This is a genomic window from Bacillus sp. JST-5 (assembly GCF_057747715.1).
Map to the genome: position 1 here is coordinate 1 of NZ_JBYLHW010000003.1, position 23,603 is coordinate 23,603.

General features: G+C 34.6%; 26 protein-coding genes and 2 riboswitches. Of the genes, 3 read left to right on the forward strand and 23 right to left on the reverse strand.

Annotated elements, in window-relative coordinates; all coding sequences use genetic code 11:
• Nucleotides 1-76: 76 nt before the first annotated feature.
• Nucleotides 77-352: a YutD family protein gene (locus AC3ASS_RS01290; RefSeq protein ID WP_488281692.1), complete on the reverse strand. Its 276-nt coding sequence runs from the start codon at nt 350-352 to the stop codon at nt 77-79.
• A gap of 134 nt (nt 353-486) precedes the next feature.
• Here AC3ASS_RS01290 and AC3ASS_RS01295 point away from each other — a divergent pair, with 134 nt between their 5' ends.
• Complete coding sequence (locus AC3ASS_RS01295) at nt 487-1,143, forward strand: YhcN/YlaJ family sporulation lipoprotein (RefSeq protein WP_488281794.1); 657 nt, start codon at nt 487-489, stop codon at nt 1,141-1,143.
• A 20-nt stretch (nt 1,144-1,163) separates the two neighbouring features.
• Here AC3ASS_RS01295 and lipA read toward each other — a convergent pair whose 3' ends face one another.
• A complete protein-coding gene (gene lipA / locus AC3ASS_RS01300; protein ID WP_488281693.1) occupies nt 1,164-2,081 on the reverse strand; it encodes a lipoyl synthase in 918 nt (305 codons plus the stop codon).
• A 199-nt stretch (nt 2,082-2,280) separates the two neighbouring features.
• Between lipA and AC3ASS_RS01305 the strand changes: the two genes are divergently transcribed.
• Complete coding sequence (locus AC3ASS_RS01305; RefSeq protein WP_488281795.1) at nt 2,281-3,234, forward strand: M23 family metallopeptidase; 954 nt, start codon at nt 2,281-2,283, stop codon at nt 3,232-3,234.
• A 26-nt stretch (nt 3,235-3,260) separates the two neighbouring features.
• Here the strand turns inward: AC3ASS_RS01305 and AC3ASS_RS01310 are convergent, their stop codons facing one another.
• The 4 genes from AC3ASS_RS01310 to yunB all read right to left on the reverse strand — a co-directional run bounded on the left by AC3ASS_RS01310 (nt 3,261) and on the right by yunB (nt 7,914).
• The gene (locus AC3ASS_RS01310) at nt 3,261-3,371 is read right to left on the reverse strand and encodes a methionine/alanine import family NSS transporter small subunit (RefSeq protein ID WP_488281694.1); all 111 of its coding nucleotides are present in this window, start codon (nt 3,369-3,371) and stop codon (nt 3,261-3,263) included.
• Nucleotides 3,371-4,885, reverse strand: coding sequence for a sodium-dependent transporter (locus AC3ASS_RS01315; protein ID WP_488281695.1), 1,515 nt, complete (start codon nt 4,883-4,885; stop codon nt 3,371-3,373). Before AC3ASS_RS01315 ends, AC3ASS_RS01310 begins: the two co-directional genes overlap by 1 nt.
• Before the next feature lie 207 nt (nt 4,886-5,092).
• Nucleotides 5,093-6,682: a Na+/H+ antiporter NhaC family protein gene (locus tag AC3ASS_RS01320; protein WP_488281696.1), complete on the reverse strand. Its 1,590-nt coding sequence runs from the start codon at nt 6,680-6,682 to the stop codon at nt 5,093-5,095.
• 148 nt (nt 6,683-6,830) lie between these two features.
• Nucleotides 6,831-7,025: riboswitch (Lysine riboswitch) on the reverse strand.
• A 124-nt stretch (nt 7,026-7,149) separates the two neighbouring features.
• Nucleotides 7,150-7,914, reverse strand: coding sequence for a sporulation protein YunB (gene yunB / locus AC3ASS_RS01325; protein WP_488281697.1), 765 nt, complete (start codon nt 7,912-7,914; stop codon nt 7,150-7,152).
• A gap of 142 nt (nt 7,915-8,056) precedes the next feature.
• Between yunB and AC3ASS_RS01330 the strand changes: the two genes are divergently transcribed.
• Entirely contained in the window at nt 8,057-8,356 is a 300-nt protein-coding gene (locus tag AC3ASS_RS01330; protein ID WP_488281698.1) for a YunC family protein, read from the forward strand.
• 42 nt (nt 8,357-8,398) lie between these two features.
• Here the strand turns inward: AC3ASS_RS01330 and AC3ASS_RS01335 are convergent, their stop codons facing one another.
• The 17 genes from AC3ASS_RS01335 to AC3ASS_RS01415 form a co-directional block, all read right to left on the reverse strand.
• On the reverse strand, nt 8,399-9,781 hold the full coding sequence (locus tag AC3ASS_RS01335) for a bifunctional metallophosphatase/5'-nucleotidase (RefSeq protein WP_488281699.1): 1,383 nt from the start codon (nt 9,779-9,781) through the stop codon (nt 8,399-8,401).
• A 22-nt stretch (nt 9,782-9,803) separates the two neighbouring features.
• Nucleotides 9,804-10,646, reverse strand: a complete 843-nt coding sequence (locus AC3ASS_RS01340; protein ID WP_488281700.1) for a DUF72 domain-containing protein — start codon at nt 10,644-10,646, stop codon at nt 9,804-9,806.
• Nucleotides 10,647-10,783: 137 nt separating this feature from the next.
• On the reverse strand, nt 10,784-11,074 hold the full coding sequence (locus tag AC3ASS_RS01345) for an RNA polymerase alpha subunit C-terminal domain-containing protein (protein WP_488281701.1): 291 nt from the start codon (nt 11,072-11,074) through the stop codon (nt 10,784-10,786).
• Nucleotides 11,075-11,301: 227 nt separating this feature from the next.
• On the reverse strand, nt 11,302-11,604 hold the full coding sequence (locus tag AC3ASS_RS01350; RefSeq protein WP_488281702.1) for a hypothetical protein: 303 nt from the start codon (nt 11,602-11,604) through the stop codon (nt 11,302-11,304).
• A gap of 534 nt (nt 11,605-12,138) precedes the next feature.
• Nucleotides 12,139-13,536 (reverse strand): Fe-S cluster assembly protein SufB, encoded by a 1,398-nt coding sequence (gene sufB / locus AC3ASS_RS01355; protein WP_488281703.1) that lies wholly within the window; start codon nt 13,534-13,536, stop codon nt 12,139-12,141.
• Nucleotides 13,537-13,572: 36 nt separating this feature from the next.
• A complete protein-coding gene (sufU, locus tag AC3ASS_RS01360; protein ID WP_488281704.1) occupies nt 13,573-14,010 on the reverse strand; it encodes a Fe-S cluster assembly sulfur transfer protein SufU in 438 nt (145 codons plus the stop codon).
• Nucleotides 14,000-15,226 carry a cysteine desulfurase gene (locus tag AC3ASS_RS01365; RefSeq protein ID WP_488281705.1) on the reverse strand — a complete coding sequence of 409 codons (1,227 nt, stop codon included), beginning with the start codon at nt 15,224-15,226 and terminating at the stop codon, nt 14,000-14,002. The genes sufU and AC3ASS_RS01365 overlap by 11 nt, the downstream gene beginning before the upstream one ends.
• On the reverse strand, nt 15,226-16,536 hold the full coding sequence (gene sufD / locus AC3ASS_RS01370; protein WP_488281706.1) for a Fe-S cluster assembly protein SufD: 1,311 nt from the start codon (nt 16,534-16,536) through the stop codon (nt 15,226-15,228). The genes AC3ASS_RS01365 and sufD overlap by 1 nt, the downstream gene beginning before the upstream one ends.
• A 17-nt stretch (nt 16,537-16,553) precedes the next feature.
• On the reverse strand, nt 16,554-17,333 hold the full coding sequence (gene sufC, locus AC3ASS_RS01375) for a Fe-S cluster assembly ATPase SufC (protein WP_488281707.1): 780 nt from the start codon (nt 17,331-17,333) through the stop codon (nt 16,554-16,556).
• A gap of 237 nt (nt 17,334-17,570) precedes the next feature.
• Nucleotides 17,571-17,939 carry a carboxymuconolactone decarboxylase family protein gene (locus tag AC3ASS_RS01380; protein ID WP_488281708.1) on the reverse strand — a complete coding sequence of 123 codons (369 nt, stop codon included), beginning with the start codon at nt 17,937-17,939 and terminating at the stop codon, nt 17,571-17,573.
• A gap of 142 nt (nt 17,940-18,081) precedes the next feature.
• Nucleotides 18,082-18,900, reverse strand: a complete 819-nt coding sequence (locus AC3ASS_RS01385; protein WP_488281709.1) for a MetQ/NlpA family ABC transporter substrate-binding protein — start codon at nt 18,898-18,900, stop codon at nt 18,082-18,084.
• 12 nt (nt 18,901-18,912) lie between these two features.
• Complete coding sequence (locus tag AC3ASS_RS01390) at nt 18,913-19,602, reverse strand: methionine ABC transporter permease (RefSeq protein ID WP_488281796.1); 690 nt, start codon at nt 19,600-19,602, stop codon at nt 18,913-18,915.
• Nucleotide 19,603: 1 nt separating this feature from the next.
• Complete coding sequence (locus AC3ASS_RS01395) at nt 19,604-20,629, reverse strand: methionine ABC transporter ATP-binding protein (protein WP_488281710.1); 1,026 nt, start codon at nt 20,627-20,629, stop codon at nt 19,604-19,606.
• Between the two features lie 144 nt (nt 20,630-20,773).
• Nucleotides 20,774-20,884, reverse strand: a riboswitch (SAM riboswitch).
• Between the two features lie 106 nt (nt 20,885-20,990).
• Nucleotides 20,991-22,259, reverse strand: coding sequence for an MFS transporter (locus AC3ASS_RS01400; protein ID WP_488281797.1), 1,269 nt, complete (start codon nt 22,257-22,259; stop codon nt 20,991-20,993).
• A 171-nt stretch (nt 22,260-22,430) separates the two neighbouring features.
• Nucleotides 22,431-22,733, reverse strand: a complete 303-nt coding sequence (locus tag AC3ASS_RS01405) for a thioredoxin family protein (protein ID WP_488281711.1) — start codon at nt 22,731-22,733, stop codon at nt 22,431-22,433.
• Nucleotides 22,734-22,771: 38 nt separating this feature from the next.
• Nucleotides 22,772-23,110, reverse strand: coding sequence for a toprim domain-containing protein (locus tag AC3ASS_RS01410; protein WP_488281712.1), 339 nt, complete (start codon nt 23,108-23,110; stop codon nt 22,772-22,774).
• Between the two features lie 105 nt (nt 23,111-23,215).
• Nucleotides 23,216-23,464, reverse strand: a complete 249-nt coding sequence (locus AC3ASS_RS01415) for a YusG family protein (RefSeq protein WP_488281713.1) — start codon at nt 23,462-23,464, stop codon at nt 23,216-23,218.
• Nucleotides 23,465-23,603: the final 139 nt, after the last annotated feature.

Consider the following 23,603-nt stretch of genomic DNA (forward strand, 5'->3'; position numbering starts at 1 on the left):
AAATACAAAAGCAAGTGGAGAAAAACGAGTCGTTTTTCTCCACTTGCTTCATTATTAGGGACTTATCGGACAGCCCCTATTTTTCAACTTTTCTTAACACGAAATAAGGACAACCGAAATTGCAATATTCATAAAGATATTCTGTTAATGTACTGATTTTAGTGTCAAATGTTGCTTTTTGATTTTGATCATCAAAAAAACCTTTTAAACGAAGTTGGCCATATCCCCAATCTCCCACAATATAATCGTACTTTAATAAAATATCGCTAAAGCGATTTCTAAATGCCTCTTCATTAAATCCGTTTCTACGTTCTTCTACGATTTCATAGCAAACATTTTGAATACATATCATTTTTATCCCTCTTTCAAGAAGTAACTCTACTATAAATTATAACTAATTCACCACTAATTACTATGAGAAAAAATATTATTGTCGTAAACCATATAAACAAGGAGGTGTAAACATTGAAGTATTTTCGCTCATTAATGGTTGTCCTCACCTTTATCTTATTAGCTGGGTGTACGAATAATCAAGCAACCAATGATATTTACCGTGAAAACGGAAGAACGATACAAGTTCATGATGAACCGGGAATGTATAATCCGATTCGTACCAATAACGAACGGGAAAATCAAGATAATTTCGGTTATGTAAGACATCAAAAAAGTCCGATAGCTTCTGAAAATGTTGCTTATAAAGACATCCCTAATTTCAACAGAGAAGCAGTAGCAGATACTATCAGTCGTTTATGTGTTCAATTACCTAATGTCGAAGATTGTGCCACTTTAGTCACTGATGACGAAGTATTAATTGCCTATCAAACCGATACAAAAGACCGAAACATGACTGCTGACCAAGTCAAACGGACAGCCCTTTCGATTGTTCCAAGATATTTTCATGTCTATATTACTGATAATCCAAATTTAAGGAAAGATATTGAAAACTTCTCTTCATTAGATTCCGATAGTCGAGATGTGCAAAAAATGATTGACAGCACCATTAAAAAAATGCTCCAATCTTCTCCTCAAGGTGGAAAAGTAAGTGATGGAGAAAATGCAAATGGAGAAGCTCAAAGAGAATTAAATGAAGATATGGATCGTAATGATATTTCTGAACGAATCAATGTTAACAAAAATAAATAGCGGGAGAACTCCCGCTTTTATTATGCTTCTATGACATCCTGTTTTTCTCCTAATTGTTGTCTTCTTCTAGCTGATTCGTTTACTTGCTCATCGGCATGGTAAGATGAACGAACAAGTGGCCCAGCCTCACAGTGTGAGAAGCCTTTACTTAAGGCAATTTCTTTTAATTCAGCGAACTCATCCGGATGATAATATTTTTGCACTTGTAAATGTTTCTTCGTTGGTTGCAAATATTGACCAATCGTTATAATATCTACATCATGTGCGCGTAAATCATCCATCGCTTCAATAATTTCTTCTTTTGTTTCCCCTAATCCAATCATGATACTTGATTTTGTTGGTATTTCCGGTTGTAATTCTTTTGCCCATTTTAAAAACTGTAAGGAACGTTCATAAGTAGCTCGTGCTCGGACTCTTGGAGTTAAACGGCGAACAGTTTCAATATTATGGTTCAAAATATCAGGTTTTGCGTCCATTAATGTTTTTAAATTCTCGTAAACTCCACCCATATCAGAAGGTAAAACTTCAATCGTAGTAAATGGGTTTTTTCTTCTAATTGCACGTACTGTTTCAGCAAAAACTGCTGCCCCACCGTCTTTTAAGTCGTCTCTAGCTACCGCAGTCACAACGACATGTTTTAAATTCATTAAATAAACGGAATCAGCTACACGTTCAGGCTCTTGCCAATCTAATTCTGTAGGTAAACCTGTTTTCACAGCGCAGAAACGACAAGCTCTTGTACATACATCTCCTAAAATCATAAAGGTCGCGGTTCTTCTTACAGCCCAACATTCATGGATATTTGGACATTTCGCTTCTTCACAAACTGTATGTAGCTTTTGTTCCCTCATTAATTTCTTCAAGCCTGTATAATTTTCGTTTGTATTTAATTTTATTTTCAACCATTCCGGCTTACGTAAATGCTCCTTATTCCCCATGACCGACAACTCCAATCAATAAAAGAAAATATGTATTCGTTGTCACTTTACCACAATCATATTATGAAAACAAGTTACATCTCTATCCATTTCCAATTATTTATATTTATGAAATACATAAGAACTCACAAACTAAAATTAGGATTTGGAAGGAGGATCTTCTGTGCGCATTTTTACATTTACTTTTATCGGTCTACTTATGATGTTAATATTTCCATATCATAGCATCTATGCCGCTGAAAATATAACGAAAGACCGCATGGAATTATATCGTAAATATGAAAGTATAACGAATATTCCATGGTATTATTTAGCGGCAGTTGATCAATATGAAAGAAATATTCGTATGGCTAGAAGAGATTTGGACGACCCTAAAGGTTTAACAGGAATTCTAATACCTAGAGAGAAATGGGCAGGAGTTTTTAATCCAAATTACGATGATACTAATCCAAAGTCCATACAATTTTTTGATGGACTAGGAAAAGACGGAAACGGAGACGGGATAGCCGATCGAAATAATGATGAAGATGTTCTTTTTTCGTTTTCTCATTATTTATTACAATATGGAACTGATCACGATAACATCAAAATTGGTCTGTGGGAATATTATAAGCGAGATAAATCGGTTGGCATTATTATGAACATCGCAAAACTTTTTAAGAAATACAATACAATCGAATTAAACGAAAAACATTTCCCACTCCCTATTCGCGCAAATTACACTTATCGAAATACTTGGGGAGACCCTAGAGGTTGGGGAGGCAGAAGAATACATGAAGGAACCGATATTTTTGCTCATTATGGAGTTCCCGTATACTCTACATGCTATGGTGTCGTGGAATTAAAAGGTTGGAACCGTTTTGGTGGTTGGAGAATAGGAATACGTGACGCCAATAATACTTATCATTACTTTGCACATTTAAACGGCTTTGCAAAAGATTTAAAAGTTGGACAAATAGTTGAACCCGGTCAAACTATCGGAAGTGTCGGAAGTTCGGGATATGGTCCTCCTGGAACATCTGGAAAATTCCCTCCACATCTTCATTACGGAATGTACAAAGATAATGGTTTCTCTGAATGGTCATTTGATCCATATCCACATTTAAAGAAATGGGAGAAGGAAACTCGTAAAAAGAAGAAAAAAAATAGTTAAAGGGAAGGCACTCGCCTTCCCCATTTTCATCCGTTATTTTCTTTTCCTTTTTTCACTGCATTATAAATACTTGCAGCTAAACCACCCCAAATAACGACAACACCGACGACCATCATTACTATTGCACTAGCACTCATTATTTGGAGACCTCCTTCTCATTTGAGACTGGCAGCTCAATTTGATTTTTATTCCAAGATTTAATCGTTAACAATGCACCTAATACCATAGCTCCAATGGCAACTGTCCAACCATATTGGAAGATAAATTCACGAGGATAATCCCCATACTCAGAAGTCAGATTTGTTTTTAAGTTATCAAGCATCATATATCCAAGAACGATTGGTGTAACGACAGCTAGGCAGAATTTCCACCAACCGCCGATGCGAATATCCGAAATAGCGTTTGCGTGGTCTCTTAAAGGATTTAGTTTCTTTAAGATCCATGCAATCAATACAACTTCGAACAATCCTGCTAATGCAACACCAAATTGGTTAATAAAGTAGTCAACGACGTCTAAGAAATTTAAACCACCTTGTGTTGCAAATACTAACGAGATGACTGCAGATGCTCCTCCACCAAATGCTACAGCTTTTGTACGAGAAATGTGAAACTTCTCTTGTAATCCTGCAATATACGTCTCACAAATAGAAATTAATGATGTTAATCCTGCTAACACTAGACAGATAAAGAAAATAGATCCAAAAACTTCATTTAACGCACCAAATTCATTAATAATTTGTGGGAATACAGCAAACGCTAAAATAACTCCACTGCTAACAACCTCATTAACTTCTAAACCTTGAAGATTTGCCATGAAACCCAGTGCAGCAAATACTCCAAAACCAGCTAATAATTCAAAACCAGAGTTTGCAAAACCTGTAATAAATGCACTGTTTGTTAAATCAGTTTTCTTAGGTAAATAACTGGAATAAGTGATCATAATTGCAAAACCAATAGACAAACTAAAGAAAATTTGTCCGTATGCAGCTACCCATACTTTACCACTAAAAATTGTATCCCAATCTGGTTTGAAAAATGCTTCTAATCCATCAAGGGCTCCAGGTAATGTTAAAGCTCTAATACAAATAATTAAAAATAAAACTACAAGTGCAGGAATAAAAATTTTATTTGCAAATTCAATTCCTTTTTTAACACCAGCAAATAAAATGCTTAGTGTCACTACCCAGACAATAATTAGTGGGATTAAAACTCCAGGAACTAAACTACCAACAGTACCTGGATCTGCTACTTTTAAGTAATCTCCAACTAAGAAATCAACAGTGTTATCTCCCCATTTTAAATTAAAGGCAAAAACTGCGTATGACATAGCCCATGCGATAATAACAGCATAATAGGTGGAAATGACGAATGAGACAGCAATTTGCCACCATCCAATCCATTCTGAACCTTTACTTAATCGAGCATACGTTAACGGAGCAGAACCGCGATATTTTTGCCCTAATGTAAATTCCAAAATAAGAATTGGAATCCCTGCTGTTAATAGAGCAAATAAATACGGTAAGAAAAATGCTCCTCCGCCATTCTCGTAGGCTACAGCTGGGAAGCGCCATATATTCCCTAAACCGATGGCCGACCCAATTGCAGCCATAATAAAGCCAGCTCTTGTACCCCACTCTTCACGGTTTTTCATAAAAACTCCCCCCTACCTTTCCAATCACAGATTATTTTTAACGATTGGAAAGTTTTGTATTTTCTGATTATTTAGTAAATGTAAATATAGTATAGCTAGTTTTTACAACGTTGTAAAGCAGATTTGGTAGAAAAGTATGAATTTTTAGAGAGTAATATTACTATATTCTATGACAAATCCCGAGGAAATTGGTCCCTCGGGATGAATTTATGCAGTTTCGTTATTCAATTTTTTGTTACCCAACAAATATGCCAATATAACTATAAGAGCTAATGAAATAACTAAGGACAACCAAACATTACCGGTGAATCCCATAATTAAAAATCCTATTGCCGCAATAATCGCGGAAATGATTGCATATGGAAGCTGAGTCATAACATGATCAATATGATTACAACCAGCTCCAGTAGATGAGAGAATGGTTGTGTCAGAGATTGGGGAACAATGATCTCCAAATACCGAACCTGCTAGTACGGCTGCTAAAGATGGCAGTAATAAATCGATGTTTACAACAGCAACGATATCAGCAGCAATCGGTAGCAATATTCCAAATGAGCCCCAAGAAGTACCTGTAGAGAATGCCATTAAGCTAGCAATAATAAATAAAATAAATGGTAACCATCGAACATCCATATTTACAGACTCTACCACTCCGGCTAAATAGCCACCAGTATCAAGACGTCCTATTAAATCAATGATTGTCCATGCAAATAATAAAATATAAATGGCTGGGAGCATTGATTTAATTCCTTCACCAATACCTTTTGAAAATAATTCACCTTTGATTTCTTCATCTTTTTTCATTTGCATAACAAACACGAATAGAGCAACTGCTACACCAATAAGTCCACCATATAAAAGAGATTTTGCCACATCAGTATTCTCAAAGATTTGGAAAATAGTAGCACCTTCACCTACAGCACTATATCCCGTCCAAATCATTGCTCCAATGGTACCAACAAATAGTGCAACAATCGGCCATATCAAGTTGCCAACTGTACCTTTACTACTTATCGGAAGTTTTGCATTGATTTCTCCCGGTGCTGTTTTTTCAGGATCATGAACTAATCCAGACTGAATGGCGCGTTGCTCATGGACTTTCATAGCACCAATGTCCACTTTTCTCCAAGCCATTAAAAATACTAATGCAATAGCCACCCAAACATATAGATTCATCGGAATAATTTGCATAAATGCCGAAAACTCGGAATATTGATCGATTGAGTGCTTTGCAAAAATAGGAACAAATAGTGCAATAATATATGCTCCCCAACTTGATACGGGTGATACGACACAAACAGGTGCTGAAGTCGAGTCAATGATATAGGCGAGTTTTGCTCTAGACACTCGATGACGATCCGTAATTGGGCGAGAGACTTGACCGACAGCTAAGGCATTAAAATAATCGTCAATAAAAATAATAATTCCTAATATCGCTGACACAAATTGAGCACCGACTCTTGTTTTTACTCTTTTTAATGCCCATTCACCAAAAGCTCGACTTCCTCCTGAAATCGTGATAAATGCAGTAATAATTCCCAAGAGTAATAAAAAGATAATAATGAAAACATTCCAAGTGTTTAATTCGCCATCTGAAACAAAGATACCTTTCACAGCTTCCCAAATAAATGTCAATGCACTGCTTAAAACCCCAAAAAATCCATTTGAATCATCAATTCCAAGTAATAATGCCGATGAAATAATTCCTACACCTAACGATAATAGAACTCTTTTTGTCAATATGACCATCGCAATTGTTAATAGCGGTGGTATAAGTGAGTAAAATGAACTTACCATTTCTTTTCCTCCTCCATTATTTGACAGGGGGGAACATGAATCTTCTGTGAGGAATACGATTTTTGACCCTTCCGAAAGTTTGGAAATAAAAAAGAGTAATGATAGAGAAAGACTATCATTACTCTTTGTAATGCGCGTTTCCTCCATCACGATCTGTAGCTCCCCATTATGAGGCATATTTATCAATTTCCTCATAATGACAGTGTTACCCTTATTCAAGGTAACCCCAGCAAAGCGGCTTTGACGAGCACGACTTTACTTCGGCAAAATATCCTTTCCGTTATGATCATTGTTGTCATCCTCACATAACGTACTCTTATATTTTGCAACCTCTACCCCATCGGATTGATTGGTAAAGTGATAACTTATTTAATTGCTATAAATATATCAATATCTTATTATTTTGACAAGTGCTTTTTTACTATTTTAGACACTTACAAAATTTTTCCGAATGAGTGGTAATATTGTTAATTTCTATTTGTTGGGACCTCAATCGAAGGGTTTACTCCATTTTGTCCACTATAAAATTGAGGAACTTCACCAGGGATGAGCCCACTTCCTGCTAAAATATCTTGCTCTATAGTAGTAATTGTTGTGGCAAAGGGGATAATGATTTGCATGTTGATTTTTAAATGAATGAATGCTTCTACCCACGTATTGTTTATGCCAACTTGTTTTGAGGTAAGACTAATTTCAGGAACAACATTCCCTATTAAGGTAAAACGAATAGGGATTTTAGGACCAATGTTTCCGAGTATAGCGTTATTCGTTGCTTGACCAAGAGGTACTTTAAAAACAACCCCCTCTTCATTTTTTAAAGCTTCAAAATCAATTTCATCTTCTATTAGTGTTTCCAAAAGAGCAATATTTCCTTGTTCAACATTTTTTAAATTCATTTGAACTAAATTAACAACATCTGCCTGTATTCGGTTAATGGTTTGAGTATTTACTGAATACATACCCACACCATTTTCCGTTTGAACATATTGAATAAAATCTTGTATACTCGTTTCATCTTGAATTTTTTTCGTTATCGCATTATTTAAAACGAGAGTTGCAATTTTTTTTGTTTGCATTTCTGCATAATTCAATAGTGTTGGTTTTATTCCTCGGTTAACGATCCATAACCCAAAAGTTGTCGAGAGGACAAAAAAGAATATTGTAATTAAAATTACATATTTAATCGGTAGAGGTCCTCTTCGCGGAAATCTACCGCGAAAATTTGGCAACATTTGATCCCCCCTTTACAAGCTATATGTATGCATGTCAGCACGATTATAGGCTATAATTTTTCAATTTCTAGTTATTTTCCATTTTCTATTCACCCGTTCACTTATCATGCATACAACTAGTAGTAGGAAAGGGGCGATATTATTGATCAACGCTTATCCGATTACAATTGAAGATCGAACATTTTTAGCGATAAGTGTTCAACTACCGAAAACAAATTTATTGGCAATTACAAGTGACCGTGGATATATTATGTGTGGAGCTTTAGATATAAGCTTATTAAATGAGAAGCTGAAAGAGAGAAAAATTATTGCCGGGAGAGCTGTTGGAGTTCGAACGATCGACCAATTATTAGAGGCTCCGTTAGAATCGGTTACAATTGAAGCTGAAAAACTTGGGATTTTTCCTGGGATGAAAGGAAAAGAAGCACTTCTTAAAATGTAATAGAAAAAATGAAAACTCGGAATAACAAAGCTTCCGAGTTTTTTATTTAACTGGATATTCTTCATTCAATTTTCTTTTCAATAAATCGCGCATAAATTCCGGCATTAAGTATTCTTTCTCTTTTATTTGATATATTTCGGGAAAGAATTTCGCAAAACCAAATAAGTCAGGTATAGCTACTTTATATTTTTGTTTTAAGTCTATTAATTCATCATTTATATAAATATTAATTGAAGTTCCATTTCTAATAACTTGAATACCTGAATATACGAATATTCCTAATCTCTCTCCTCGAAACCCTAGTCCTTTTAATGGCATTGTTGCCCATTTTGTATCTAGTGTCTGTAGAATTACCTTTTCCAAATCTTCACCGGTTAAGTAAACGATACATGGGTTAATCGGATGTGGACAAATGTTATGAACGTCGTACTCAGTGACTATTCCTTGTTTTAAACGATTTAAAATAAGTCCACTATTGAGAAATGCTACATGTGCATTACACCATTCTAATAAGGAATCACACAACAATATTGCTAAATCTGAAGGGGCATCCCAATCGATTAGCAAATCATTAGGTAAATAAGCAATTGGTTTTTCCAAGTAACTTTTTCCGATTTCATAAAGTTCTTGGATCAATAAATTTTCATTATTAATCATTGGCAAGGCTTCTTGAGGGATCAATGTAGCGCTCTTTCTAATAATGGATTTCTTATCAAAATCGTATTCAAGCTCAATTTTTCCTATATAGTTCCCGAATTTTCCAGCACAACTTAATAAACAATTATTTACGAGCATTCCATTTTCTAATACATGATGGGTATGAGCACCAATAATGACGTCAATCATTGGAAATTTTTTTGCTATTTTTTCGTCATCCGGTAAACCTAAATGAGACAATAAAATAATGATATTGGCTTGGTTCTCAACTTCTTGAAGAATCTTTGCTAATTCTTCGTGAGGGTCCGTTACTTTCCATCCTAATTTTTCATAAAAAGGAGTAAAATCCGCAGTCAAACCAATGACTGCAATCTTCGCTTTTTGCTTCGTTTCATAAATTTTATAAGGCTTTGCCCAATGAGGTCTTTTTTTATTATTTTGAAAAAGATTTCCAATTATTATATCAAAATTTGCATGTTGATACAGTCGGTTTAAATCTTCATAAGAAAATGTAATTCCTTCGTTATTTCCTATCGTAACAGCATCGAAGTTTGCTTCATTTAATAAGCGAACATTCCCTTTCCCTTTTGTTCCTTCTGTATACGGATGCCAACGGTCTGTATGATCTCCGATATCAAATGTAAACACCGTTTCATTTTTAAGTGAATGTTCTTTTTTTCTTTCTAAAACAAATTGTTGGATTCTCGGCCAATTCTCAAAATGACTATGTAAATCATTAGTATGATAAATATAGATATGTTCTGTCATGATTCAACCCTCTTTTTATACTTTAGAAAAGCTCAAGTTGTCTCGGTGCTAAACATTCGTATTCAATCCCTAACAGTTCAATCAATCTTTTGGCATTAATTGCAGCATCATTACCCGAATTATTATTGAATAGAACGTACAAATTTTTACTTTCCTTTTGCAATTTTAATAAATGGTCTTTCCATTCTAATAGTTCACGATCATTGTAATTGTATAAATAACGGACTTCCCGCCAATTTTCATGATTTTTTCGGTTCCATCCATGTACATTTCTCCCATGAAAACGAACTAACGCTTTTTCTTTATCGGTTACTTTCAGTACAGTAGGAATTGAATACATTCCTGCATCTGGTTCATCGCAAATACTATGAATCCACCCTTCTTCTTTCATGAAAGAAATTGTTTTATCCATATATTCTTGGAAAAACCAAGATTGATGTCGAAATTCTAACGCACATGGGATATTGCCCATTTGTTGCTTACACCATCTCAAATATTGAACGTTTTCTTTTGTACAATCAAACCACGGTGGAAACTGAAACAATACCATTGCTAACTTTTTACTATTAATAAATGGTTTCAAAGATTCCTTAAATGCCTCAAACATTAACTCTCTAGATGAGAATGGAATTTCTCCTCTTGTATGTAGCGTCATTCCTTGAAATGCTTTGACGATAAACTGAAAATTACTTGGAGTATCTTTCACCCATTTTTCTACATTTTTTATAGGTGGTATGGCATAAAAACTTGTATCGACTTCAACAATTGGGAAATGGGAAGCATAAACAGCTAATTTGTTTTTCGTATTCGGTTGATCATACAACGAGTCATGATCACCCCATCCAGTTACACCGATAAAAATCATTATTGCTAGACCCCTATCTTATTTTACCTAGATACTATAAGTATATTAAAATTTATCATAAAAAGAAAAAGATGAACTCTATTGGTTCATCTCAAATCATTTAAGAACTTTACGACATTCTATGCACTTTCCTTAGCCTATTCTCTAAATGATAACCCTTCTTCTTCTAGTGCTGCTCTCATGATTGGTATAGAAGTAGGTCCAATACCGTGGAGGTTTAATATTTCTTTTTCCGTAAATTGGGAAAGCTTTTGTAAAGTATCAATTCCTTCTTTAAGTAAAGCATTTCTTGCAGGTGAATTTAATTTTGATAAAAAGCCTGTACTTGGTTTATTCTCTCGATTACAAATTGGACAACTTTGACAACTACTACTTTTATAATATTTATGCCCCTTTTCACAGATTCTTAAGGTTTTTTCATTTTTCATCTGTTCACCACCCAAAACGATTAATACTAGAAAAACCTTTGATAAAGAATTTCAATTTTATAGATGTTTTGTGGGTGCGCCCACAAATAATAATGACAAAATTTTCGATTTTAGAATTTTATTACGTCTATATCTGCTATTTTGTCACTTGAGGAGATTTTTATCAAAAAACGGTATACCAGAAATCATTTTAGCATGATTTTTAGGATAGCTCCTTTATAAAAATATTATCTAGACACATACTGTTTAAATAAACTAAAAAGTATGTTCATAATATTTATCACTACTATTGAAATAAATAAATAAAAACTTTGTGGATCCCCTGCTTTTCCAGTTTCATCTGCAATTACTCCGATTTGAAACATCGTTATACTAGCAATGACAATCGAAAACACAGAAAAAGTATATATATAAAAATTATTATTTGAAGCTTGATTTGATTTTTTTTTAATGATGGAAGCTAGCATTATAAAAAATGAAAATAAAAGAATGGTATAAAAAATTGGTCTTAAAAATTCAATGTTAATCATTAAATACACCTCTTTAGACACCAACAATTGTTTTATTTAATAAGGTTATGACATTCAAGTTCTACGGTGTTTTAAAACCATGAGCAAATTGTCTGTGAAAATTATATTGTTTTTCTTTTGTTTTTTATTCTTGCAATTCGAACGACTAGAATGTATATTCAAACCTTATATTCCATATATTTCCTACTTATTCATTTACATAATGAAAATACCAATCATATTTTATAACTTCGAACCTTCTATTTATTAATTACATTAACAATATTACCATATACTCCTATTTATTGGGTGTTTTATCAATGAATGTGAATCGTGGATTAACACATTAAGGGAAATACAGCGGTGTACAGTTCGGTGGATACATCTCATTTATAGTAGCGCACTAAATGATGCAGTAAATCTAAAATATTTTTTCTGAAAAATTGAAGCGTGCAAGCATAAAAAGAACCGCTGATATATGCCTACACGTCACCAATAAGATAGAGGATGACGCTTTGGAATTATATCAGCGGTATTTGAATTAGAAATTAAGTCTTATCCAATACTACCTTCCATTTCGAATTTGATTAATCGGTTCATTTCTACCGCATATTCCATTGGAAGTTCTTTTGTAAACGGCTCGATGAAGCCCATTACAATCATTTCAGTCGCTTCTTCTTCAGAAATTCCACGACTCATTAAATAGAATAATTGTTCTTCTGAAACTTTAGAAACTTTTGCTTCATGCTCTAACGAAATGTTATCATTTAATATTTCGTTATATGGAATCGTATCAGAAGTTGATTGATTATCCATAATTAAAGTGTCACATTCAATGTTGGCTCTTGCACCGTCCGCTTTTCTACCAAAGTGAACAATACCACGATATGTGACTTTTCCACCTTGCTTAGAAATTGATTTCGATACTATCGTAGATGAAGTATTTGGAGCTAAATGCATCATTTTCGCTCCGGCATCTTGATGCTGACCTTTTCCAGCAAGAGCAATGGATAAGGTCATACCGCGAGCACCTTCACCTTTTAAAATAACAGCTGGATATTTCATCGTTAATTTAGAACCAATGTTACCATCGATCCATTCCATTGTTGCGTTTTCTTCACAAACTGCACGTTTAGTAACTAGGTTATAAACGTTGTTTGCCCAGTTTTGAATCGTAGTATAGCGACAATATCCCCCTTTTTTAACGATAATTTCAACAACTGCACTGTGTAAAGAGTTTGTCGTATAAACTGGAGCTGTACATCCTTCCACATAGTGAACGTGAGCACCTTCATCAACAATAATTAATGTACGTTCAAATTGCCCCATATTCTCAGAGTTAATGCGGAAGTATGCTTGTAGTGGCGTATCTACTTTTACACCTGTTGGAACGTAAATGAATGATCCACCACTCCATACAGCAGAGTTTAATGCTGCAAATTTGTTATCTGTAGGTGGAACAACAGTTGCCCAATATTTACGGAAAATATCTTCGTTTTCTTTTAGCGCGGAATCAGTGTCTTTAAAGACAATCCCTAATTTTTCTAAGTCTTCCTTCATATTGTGATAAACAACTTCTGATTCATATTGTGCAGATACCCCTGCTAAATATTTTTGCTCTGCTTCTGGAATACCTAATTTGTCAAACGTACGTTTAATCTCTTCAGGCACTTCATCCCATGAACGACCTGTATGTTCTGATGGTTTGACATAATACGTAATTTCATCAAAATCTAAAGCTGATAAGTCCCCGCCCCATTGAGGCATAGGCATTTTATAAAAATGTTCTAAAGCTTTTAAACGAAAATCAAGCATCCATTGTGGTTCTTCTTTCATTCGAGAAATTTCTTCTACAATTTCTCTCGTTAGGCCTCGTTTTGAACGGAATATCGATACGTCTTTATCTCTAAAGCCGTATTTATAATCCCCGATTTCCGGCATTTTTTTCGCCATGATCGATTCCTCCATTTCTTTTCGGCTAGTTGCCTATTATTGTTTTTCTTGCTCGATTCCTCTCTCTAAGGCTTTCCAAGCTAAAGTTGCACATTTGATTCGAGCCGGAAATTTCGAAACCCCTTGTAGAGCCTCGATATCTCCCAAATCAATGGAATCGTCAACTTCTTTTCCTTGCATCATATCTGAGAAAATTTTAGACAATTTCAATGCAGTTTCTATATCTTTTCCTTTAATGGCTTGAGTCATCATAGATGCAGATGCCATTGAGATGGAACATCCTTCTCCTTCAAACTTTGCATCTACTACTTTTCCTTCCTCTACTTTTAAAGTTAAGTGAATACGATCACCACAAGTAGGATTATTCATATCAACGGTTAAACTACCGTCTTCTAACTTACCTTTATTGCGAGGATTTTTGTAATGATCCATGATGACTCGACGATATAATTGATCTAAATGATTAAAAGACATCGCTGAAATACTCCTTTGTTTTAACAAGTCCGGCCACTAAGCGGTCAATATCTTCCTCGGTATTGTATAAATAGAAACTAGCTCTAGCTGTTGCAGAAACGTTTAGCCATTTCATTAATGGTTGTGCACAATGGTGTCCGGCACGAACAGCTATTCCCTCTGAATCTAACACTGTTGCGACATCATGTGGATGTACATCTTTGATATTAAAAGTTACTACCCCAGCACGTTTATCCGCAGCTGGTCCATAAATGGTTATTCCTTCAATAGTGGACATTTTTTCCATAGCATACTTAGCTAACTGGTGTTCATGTTCCAAAATATTTTCCATACCAACTTCTTCTAGAAAATCGATAGCAGCACCAAGACCGATTGCTCCGGCTATAATTGGAGTTCCACCTTCAAACTTCCAAGGGAGTTCTTTCCATGTTGAATCATATAAATCAACAAAGTCAATCATTTCGCCACCAAATTCGATTGGTTCCATTTTTTCTAATAATTGTTTCTTTCCATATAAAACACCTATGCCGGTAGGAGCACACATTTTATGACCGGAAAAAGCAAGGAAATCACAATTTAATTCTTGAACATCAATTTTGATATGCGGAGCAGCTTGGGCACCGTCAACTACGATGATCGCTCCGTTTTGATGCGCAATTTCAGCAATTTCCTTTATAGGATTAATCGTACCAAGGACATTTGAAACATATGTGATAGCAACAATTTTTGTTTGAGGTGTGACCGTGTTTTTAACATCTTCCAACGTAATGGTTCCATCTTGTTGCATTGGAAGATATTTTAATGTTGCTCCTGTTTTCTTAGCTACTTGTTGCCATGGAATTAAGTTACTATGATGTTCCATGTAGGAGATGACAATTTCATCTCCTTCTTTCACATGTTCCAATCCGTAACTAGCGGCTACTAAATTAATTGCTGATGTTGTTCCTCTAGTAAATATGATTTCTTGAACGGTATTGGCATTGATAAACTTTCTAACTTTTTCTCTTGCGCCTTCGTAACCGTCTGTAGCTTTTGTTCCTAACGTATGAACACCTCTATGAACATTTGAATTATATTCACGATAATATTTATTCAAAGCTTCAATCACTTGAACAGGTTTTTGTGATGTTGCAGCGCTGTCAAGATATACAAGAGGTTTACCATTTACTTCTTGATCCAGTATTGGAAAATATGAGCGAATATCGCGGATATTCATTATTTTACTTTCCTTTCAATTACTTGGATTAATTGTTCTTTAACACCTTCAATAGGTAGTTGATTCACGACTGGAGCCAAGAATCCATGAATGATTAATCGTTCGGCTTCATCTTTAGGAATACCGCGACTCATTAAGTAATATAATTGTACAGGGTCAACACGACCGACAGAAGCTGCGTGACCTGCAGTAACATCATCTTCGTCAATAAGTAGAATTGGATTAGCATCTCCACGAGCTTTAGGACTTAACATTAGCACACGAGATTCTTGCTCTGCATTCGCTTTTGTTGCCCCATGTTCAATTTTACCGATTCCATTAAAAATCGAAGAAGCTTCGTCTTTCATTACACCGTGTTTCAAAATGTAACCTTCAGAGTTTTTACCAAAATGAACAACTTTTGTTGTGAAGTTTTGTGTTTGTTTTCCTCTACCAACTACAACAGTTTTTGTATCACCAAATGAACCATCACCAATTAAATTTGTGACGTTCTCAGAAATAGTGTCTCCATCGTTCATTAAACCTAATGCCCATTCAATTCGAGCATCTCTTTCAGCCACACCACGACGATTAACATAAGTTGTTGTACCTTTTGACAGATTATCTACTGCTCCGTAAAGGATTTTAGCATTATTATTAGCAATTACCTCACTAATAATATTGACAATCATTTCTTCAGCATTAGCTGTGGAAATATAGTTTTCCACAAATGTTACAGAACTGTTGTCATCTGCTACAACAACGACATGATTAAATAAAGTTGTATTTTCATCATCAATGATATATACTGCCTGAATTGGTTCTTTTACTTTCACATTTTTCGGAACGTATAGGAATGCCCCACCGTTCATAAACGCAGCATGTAACGCTGTTAAGCGGTGTTCGTCGACATTGACCGCTTTCGTCATAAAATATTGTTTCACTAATTCTTCATGTTCTTTTACTGCTGTAAAAATATCAGTGAAAATAACACCTTTCTCTTTTAGTTCTGGTGATATTTTTATATATGCAGGGGTATTGTTTCTTTGAATATATAAACTCTTATGCTCTTCATCTGCACCAACTAACGTTTTTACTTCTTCCGGAAGATCTTCAATAGAATTGAATGGTTGACTTTCAATAGTATGATTTTTAAATTGAGTAAAATTCCATTTATCGATCTTCGTTTTATCCGGTTTAGGTAATGGTAATGTACCAGTTAAATCAAAAGCTTTTGTACGTATATTCATTAACCATTCTGGTTCATTGTTTTTATTTGAGTAAGAGCGAACATACTCTTGATCAAATGGTAATTTAATATCCAAGGTCATTTTTATCCTCCTAACACTTACGATTCTTGCCCTACTGTCTCATCTTCGATACCTAGTTCTTGCTTAATCCAGTCGTATCCTTCAGCTTCTAAGCGTTGAGCAAGCTCAGGACCACCTGATTTAACAATTCGTCCTTGCATCATTACATGAACGTAGTCAGGAGTAATGTAATTTAATAAACGTTGATAGTGGGTGATAATTAAGCAACCGAAGTCATCGCTACGCATAGCATTAATTCCTTTTGATACAACTTTTAACGCGTCAATATCCAATCCGGAGTCAATTTCGTCTAAAATAGCGATTTTTGGCTCTAACATCATTAATTGAAGAATTTCATTACGTTTCTTTTCTCCTCCAGAAAATCCTTCATTTAAATAACGTTGCGCCATGTCAGGATCCATTTCTAATAATTCCATTTTTTCGTCCATTTTACGAATAAATTTCATTAAGGAAATTTCATCGCCTTCTTCACGACGAGCATTTATTGCAGAACGTAAAAAGTCAGCATTTGTTACCCCGCTGATCTCACTAGGATATTGCATTGCTAAGAATAATCCTGCTCTTGCACGTTCATCTACTTCCATTTCTAATACATCTTGTCCGTCTAATGTAACGGATCCTTTAGTTACTTCATATTTAGGATGGCCCATAATAGCGGAGGAAAGGGTAGATTTCCCTGTACCGTTCGGCCCCATAATTGCATGTATTTCTCCACCTTTAACTTCAAGGTTAACTCCCTTTAAGATCTCTTTTCCATCAATTTCTACATGTAGATCTTTAATCGTTAATACTGCCATTTGTATACCTCCGTAATCTTATTTAATGAAAGATTTCAAATCATTCTCATTTTATTCTCATTACAATCTTATAACAAATGAAAAGTGTTAGCAACTTTTTCAATCCTTTAATAAGGGTATGATCATATGTATGCAAGAGTCTACTCATGCCCTTTACTTTACCAATATAACATCTATATCTTCATTATGTAAGATACAAAAAAAGAGAGAGTTGAAAAGAACTCTCTTTTCAAAATATTATTGATTAGACTGATTTAATGTCTCAATTGCTTCTAGGACAAGCGTAACTGCTTGACTTAATGCCGCTCCACCACCAAATGCTGCTGAAACCCCTATCGCTTCCAAAATTTCCTCTTCAGAACAGCCTTCATCTAAGCATCCTTTTGTATGATAAATGATACAATATTCGTCTTGGGTTATAACACTATTGGCTAATGCTATTAATTGTTTATGTTTTTTCGATAACTTTCCATCTTCAAAACAAGCTTTACTAAATTCATTAAAATGTTTAGCTATTTTTGGCATTTTTTCAGTAAAAGTTCCTAAACCTTGTTTAAATTCATGAAGGGCAGCTTCAATACTATTACTAGGTTCAAATTGTTCCATTTTTCATCTCTCCTATCCTTTTTTTCAAGGATAGTATGCTTATTCTAAATGACATCTATGCTTTAGCTATAAGTACTAGAAATTTCCTATATATAATAAGAAAAGAATTTATCCGTATTTGGACAAATTCTTTTTCCCTTCATTATTCTTGATCAACTGGAACCACTGCACCATTCCATGTTTCAAGAATATAATCTTTTATCTCTTTTGTATGGAGTACTTCGATTAACGCTTGAATTTCTTCTTTTTTTGCATCCCCTTTACGAACAGCAATCACGTTCACATATGGAGAATCTGCATCTTCAATGGCAATATTATCCTCAACTGGATTTAAACCAGCATCAATCGCATAGTTCGAATTGATGACTACCGCATCACCTTCGTTATTGTTGAAAATAGTTGGTAACAAATCTGGAGCGTAATCATATTTGAATTTTATGTTTTTAGGATTTTCAGCAATATCATCAAAAGATGCAGTAATTTTATCTACTCCGTCTTTTAATTTAATGAGACCATTTGCTTCTAATAGAGTTAAAATTCTTCCGTGATCTGGTGTTGAATTGCTTAAAATAATCGTCGCTCCGTCAGGTAGCTCTTCTAAACTTTTATATTTTTTCGAATATACACCGATTGGTTCGATATGAATACCGCCAGCATTTTCAAATTCATAACCGAATTTTTCCATTTGTGCTTCAAGGTAAGGAATATGTTGGAAATAGTTTGCGTCTAAAGATTTATCTGCGAGTGCTGGGTTAATCAACTCATATTTACTAAACACTTTTACTTCTAAGTCAATTCCTTTTTCTTTTAATAGTGGTTTTGCTTTTTCTAAAATCATTCCATGAGGTTCATTTGTTGCTCCAATAACTAATGTTTTATTGTCTTTATCATCACTATTTCCACATGCAGCCAATGCTAAAATGAAAATTGAAGTAACTAATACGGCTATCCATTTTCTCATTTCATTTCTCTCCTATCGTTTATCAATTAAGTTAGTAAGAAAATCTCCAATAAATTGAATAATGAAAACTATAAGTAAAATAAATACTGTTGCAATTAATGTTACATCGTTATTGTTTTGTGAAAATCCATCTAAGTATGCTAAGTCACCTAGTCCACCAGCTCCGATAACTCCTGCAATTGCTGTATAACCAACTAATGCAATGGCGGTAACAGTGATTCCTGAAATCAGTGCTGGCATCGATTCTGGAAGCAGCACTTTGAATATAATCGTTGTTGTGCTTGCCCCCATGGCTCTAGCCGCTTCAATCACCCCCTTATCAATTTCTCTCAATCCTATTTCAACCATTCTTGCATAAAAAGGTGCAGCACCGATGATTAATGATGGAATCGCAGCTTCTTTCCCAATCATTGTACCGACCAAAATTTTTGTAAATGGAATCAATAGTACAATCAAAATAACAAACGGAATGGAACGAAAAATATTCACAATCCCACCAATGAATTGGTTAACAAAACGGTTTTCCCATAAGTTCCCTTTAGATGTTAAAAATAATAATAGACCTAATAGAATCCCAATAATAAAGATAAAAACGATAGAAACACCTGTCATGTACAAAGTTTCTTGAGTTTTTTCAAAAGTTTTTTCCCAATTAACGTTTGGAAATAAACCCAACTCCGAGGAATAGAAATCTTCCCAAATACTATTCACTTTTAATCACCTCAATTCCAACGCTCTTGCTTTTAACATAATCCAACGCTTGTTGAATAGATGATTCATTTCCATCTAGATGAATGAATAAAGTCCCATATGCTCCGTTTTGCGTTTGCGATATGTTCCCTTGTAATATATTTACAGTGACGGGATATTCTCTAATTAAGTTCGTTATTACAGGTTGTTCTACGACATCCCCGACAAAAGATAGTTTTACAATTTTTCCATTAGGATATTTTTCAATTAAATGTTGGACGGCATCTTTCGCCTCTTCTGGCTCGGTAATTTGTTGAACAAATCTTTTTGTTATAGCTTCTTTCGGGTTTTTAAACACTTCAAGTACTGGTCCCAGTTCTACGACTTTTCCATTCTCCATGACGGCCACACGATGACAAATCTTGCGAATCACGTGCATTTCATGAGTAATTAAAACAATAGTTAAGCCTAATTTTTTATTAATATTAACAAGTAGGTCTAAGATTTGATCGGTCGTTTCTGGGTCCAGTGCACTTGTTGCTTCGTCACAAAGTAATACACTTGGATGGTTAGCTAATGCTCTTGCAATTCCTACCCTTTGCTTTTGCCCACCGCTTAATTGGGAAGGATACGATTTCTCTTTTCCTTCTAGACCAACAAGTTTAATTAGCTCGGCTACTCTTTCTTCTCTTTCTTTTTTCGGAATACCAGCGATTTCTAATGGGAAAGCAATGTTTTCACTGACTGTTCTTGACCAAAGTAAATTAAAGTGCTGAAAGATCATCCCAATTTTTTGTCTAGCTTTTCTTAATTCTTTTCCTTTAATTTTTGAAATGTTTTTCCCATTGACTTGGAGCGTTCCCGACGTTGGAGTCTCTAAGCCGTTCAGCATTCGTAAAAGAGTACTTTTTCCAGCACCACTGTAACCGATGACACCAAAAATTTCTCCTTCTTGAATGGTTAAGTTTATATCATTAACGGCCGTAAGCTCGCCATTTTTTGTTCGAAACACTTTTTTTACATTTTGAATAGAAATCATGTCCTCACCTTCCTCACTCAATATACCCTCTATCCGAAAGTTTCCCCGAATTAAAGTAATAGTATTGAAACGCAATAAAAAACCCTTTCTGCTTTAAGAGCAGAAAGGGATAAGCTTAACAAACATAATTAAACTAACCTTTTCCTCTCATCTCTCAAAGCATACGCTTTGTGTGAATTGGCACCATTTCAATGACGATTCATTGACGGTTGCCGGGTTTCATAGGGCACATCCCTCCACCTCTCTTGATAAGAGAACGTTCACGTTATTCAATTGATGAAACTGATTCTATCATCCACACAAATAATCGTCAATAACAATCATTAAAGTTAGTAAATTGGGAATATTTCAATAATTATTATTAACTTGATTTTGCTATTTTGTCTTCTAATTTTTGTTTATTGTAAGTTCGGAAAACAATAAAAAAGTAGAGAGAACCAATGAAATATAATACAGCCGTTATTGTGAATACAGTTGCGTATCCCCAATAAGATCCATACTGAATGACGATTCCAGTTGACACTGGTCCCATTAACGCCCATCCTAAATTGAATACCATTTGATTGACCGAATTTGCCAATCCTTTAACAGAATCATCCACTTTAGACATCATTAATGACATTTGAATAGGATTTCCCGCATTCATTAATGCCTGCCTAAATAAAAATCCGATGGCTGCTAGCCACAAATTTTGTGTATAAGCTGTCAATAGGAGAAATGGCAACGATAACATTTGTAAATAAACAACGGCTTTTACTTCTCCTACTTTTCTAACTACCATTGGCCCAATAAACATGGCAACAGCCGTTACTGCCTGACCTAATGAAATAATCATTCCGATGATGGTTGTAGAAGCATGAAAACGATCTGCAAAGTACAAATTTAAATATGGAATGACAAGTCCTGCACCGACACCAATGATTAATTGAGCGATAGCAAAAAGAGCAATAATTTTTATACTTCCTTTATGTTCCTTTAAATTTAAGAAAGAAGTTTTTCTAGCAGTAGGAATTACCTTCTTCTTTTTTCTTTCCTTTAATTTTACAATTGGAAAAAAAGCCAATAAATAAAAGACACTTCCTGTTATTAAAACGATTCGAATGCTTTGTAATTCTGTTGTGAAAAGTGAGAATAAATCCGTTAAAATACCACCTAATGTGCTTCCAATTACGGTAGAGGCAGTCATTATAGCGGAATGAAGGCTAAATAAGTGTACCCGTTGAGAGATACTTGAGTTTTCAGACAACCAAGGAATCGAAGACACTTGAAGAAAAGCAACTGTCAAACCTGTTGCAAAGCCAGTGACAATTAGTAAATCTTGAGATTCCACTATACTTCTTGCAAATAAAATTATGCAAGACGTAACAATTCCAAACACCATGACTTTTTTTCTTCCAAGTTTGTCGCTTAAAATTCCTGCCGGTACAAGAGCAAGTGCCGTAGCTAAAGATGTCATAGCAATTACTTGACCGTTCACACTTTCGGAATATCCTAATTCTCGAATGTAGAAATTATAAATAACCATAAAAATGCCAAGTCCGATGTTTGCAAATATATTCGCTAACAACGCAAGTTTAATATTTTGATTATAACTTTTTAATTGACTTGACCATTCATGAAAAAAAGCCATTGTCGCTATTCCGCCCCTCATTTATTTCGCATCCCTAAATATATTATCTCCTCCACTAAGAAAAGGCAACTATTTTTTTCACTTTTTCGAAAAGACTAATAAGTAAAAAAAGAAAGAAAGACTTTTAAGAAAACTAAATATTTTTCAATAAAAAAATCACCGCACGGGTGATTACTTTTTTAACCTTTCTAATAAGTATGGGACAGAATGAAAAGCATAAATTTTTTCGACGATTTTTCCATGTTCAAATAGTAAAAGACAAGGGACACTTTCAATTTTATAATCATTCGCTAATCTTGGGATGATGTTAAGATTTGCTTTACCAATGGGTAAATGTGGTATAAGTTCCGATACAACTTCTAACATTTTCCCTGCTACTTGGCATGTCCCACAAAAAGGGGTATACAAATAAAATGCACATCGTTTATTTTTCAATAAATTATCTTTCAATTGCTCATAATTCCATTCTTGCATTATTAACATCCTTTACTAAAATTCCGAGGAAAAAGTTTTCAAAGTAAATACTTGGTCTGAACTTCAATATTCCCTTTTAAGAGGACAGAAGCAATATGATGTTGAGGGGCAGCAGCTACTTCCCGATATTCTTTATCAATATACAAATGATGAGCTTCTGGAAACTCTCGTTTGAATAATTTTCTTAATTTTTCTCCTGAATGATCGGAGTCAACTAAAATATATACTTCTCGATCAGCTAACTCTTCAATTAATTCGTCTAATCGAGTAATACTAATTGTTCCGTTTGTACAAATGATTTCAACATCTTCATTTATAACTTCCAATACTTTTTTCTTATCAGTTGTCCCCTCTACAATAATGACTTTATCATCCATATGATCACCATAAAAACTTTTTTCTCATTCTATCATCTTATCATATAATGAAAGCTGCACTTATTATTAATATTATAGAAAAAGACAGCGGAAAACCACTGCCTTTTAACACCACCCTGCTTCATCGTCACAATCAGTATATTTCATATTTGGTTCTTCAACCGTAGCCATTTGTTTATAAATTTTTTGTCCTTTGACTTCAAAGGAAGGATCTAATTGAATGTTTAAAGTTCCTGACTGGGGTAACTCTAATTTTCCAATGGGCTCATTATCAAAATATAGTTCCATATAACCGTCTTTTAACTTTCCAATTATTCGATCAGTTACTTCAACCTTTGATTGTTTGACAACCATGAAAAAACCTCCCTTACCCATATTGTCTCCAAATCAAAATAATTAAGCATAGGAAAAATTTAAAAGCGGAGGCGAGCGTTTAGTGACGTACGAACGGGAGGCACTCCTGTACTGAGATATAGGAAACACAGCGAGGCAC

What these genes read in the sequence shown, in the direction of transcription:
- AC3ASS_RS01290 (WP_488281692.1), bottom strand. Translation starts at nt 352, where the DNA reads ATGATATGTATTCAAAATGTTTGCTATGAAATCGTAGAAGAACGTAGA.
- AC3ASS_RS01295 (WP_488281794.1), top strand. Translation starts at nt 487, where the DNA reads ATGGTTGTCCTCACCTTTATCTTATTAGCTGGGTGTACGAATAATCAA.
- lipA (WP_488281693.1), bottom strand. Translation starts at nt 2,081, where the DNA reads ATGGGGAATAAGGAGCATTTACGTAAGCCGGAATGGTTGAAAATAAAA.
- AC3ASS_RS01305 (WP_488281795.1), top strand. Translation starts at nt 2,281, where the DNA reads ATGATGTTAATATTTCCATATCATAGCATCTATGCCGCTGAAAATATA.
- AC3ASS_RS01310 (WP_488281694.1), bottom strand. Translation starts at nt 3,371, where the DNA reads ATGAGTGCTAGTGCAATAGTAATGATGGTCGTCGGTGTTGTCGTTATT.
- AC3ASS_RS01315 (WP_488281695.1), bottom strand. Translation starts at nt 4,885, where the DNA reads ATGAAAAACCGTGAAGAGTGGGGTACAAGAGCTGGCTTTATTATGGCT.
- AC3ASS_RS01320 (WP_488281696.1), bottom strand. Translation starts at nt 6,682, where the DNA reads ATGGTAAGTTCATTTTACTCACTTATACCACCGCTATTAACAATTGCG.
- yunB (WP_488281697.1), bottom strand. Translation starts at nt 7,914, where the DNA reads ATGTTGCCAAATTTTCGCGGTAGATTTCCGCGAAGAGGACCTCTACCG.
- AC3ASS_RS01335 (WP_488281699.1), bottom strand. Translation starts at nt 9,781, where the DNA reads ATGACAGAACATATCTATATTTATCATACTAATGATTTACATAGTCAT.
- AC3ASS_RS01340 (WP_488281700.1), bottom strand. Translation starts at nt 10,646, where the DNA reads ATGATTTTTATCGGTGTAACTGGATGGGGTGATCATGACTCGTTGTAT.
- AC3ASS_RS01345 (WP_488281701.1), bottom strand. Translation starts at nt 11,074, where the DNA reads ATGAAAAATGAAAAAACCTTAAGAATCTGTGAAAAGGGGCATAAATAT.
- AC3ASS_RS01350 (WP_488281702.1), bottom strand. Translation starts at nt 11,604, where the DNA reads ATGATTAACATTGAATTTTTAAGACCAATTTTTTATACCATTCTTTTA.
- sufB (WP_488281703.1), bottom strand. Translation starts at nt 13,536, where the DNA reads ATGGCGAAAAAAATGCCGGAAATCGGGGATTATAAATACGGCTTTAGA.
- sufU (WP_488281704.1), bottom strand. Translation starts at nt 14,010, where the DNA reads ATGTCTTTTAATCATTTAGATCAATTATATCGTCGAGTCATCATGGAT.
- AC3ASS_RS01365 (WP_488281705.1), bottom strand. Translation starts at nt 15,226, where the DNA reads ATGAATATCCGCGATATTCGCTCATATTTTCCAATACTGGATCAAGAA.
- sufD (WP_488281706.1), bottom strand. Translation starts at nt 16,536, where the DNA reads ATGACCTTGGATATTAAATTACCATTTGATCAAGAGTATGTTCGCTCT.
- sufC (WP_488281707.1), bottom strand. Translation starts at nt 17,333, where the DNA reads ATGGCAGTATTAACGATTAAAGATCTACATGTAGAAATTGATGGAAAA.
- AC3ASS_RS01380 (WP_488281708.1), bottom strand. Translation starts at nt 17,939, where the DNA reads ATGGAACAATTTGAACCTAGTAATAGTATTGAAGCTGCCCTTCATGAA.
- AC3ASS_RS01385 (WP_488281709.1), bottom strand. Translation starts at nt 18,900, where the DNA reads ATGAGAAAATGGATAGCCGTATTAGTTACTTCAATTTTCATTTTAGCA.
- AC3ASS_RS01395 (WP_488281710.1), bottom strand. Translation starts at nt 20,629, where the DNA reads ATGATTTCTATTCAAAATGTAAAAAAAGTGTTTCGAACAAAAAATGGC.
- AC3ASS_RS01400 (WP_488281797.1), bottom strand. Translation starts at nt 22,259, where the DNA reads ATGGCTTTTTTTCATGAATGGTCAAGTCAATTAAAAAGTTATAATCAA.
- AC3ASS_RS01405 (WP_488281711.1), bottom strand. Translation starts at nt 22,733, where the DNA reads ATGCAAGAATGGAATTATGAGCAATTGAAAGATAATTTATTGAAAAAT.
- AC3ASS_RS01410 (WP_488281712.1), bottom strand. Translation starts at nt 23,110, where the DNA reads ATGGATGATAAAGTCATTATTGTAGAGGGGACAACTGATAAGAAAAAA.
- AC3ASS_RS01415 (WP_488281713.1), bottom strand. Translation starts at nt 23,464, where the DNA reads ATGGTTGTCAAACAATCAAAGGTTGAAGTAACTGATCGAATAATTGGA.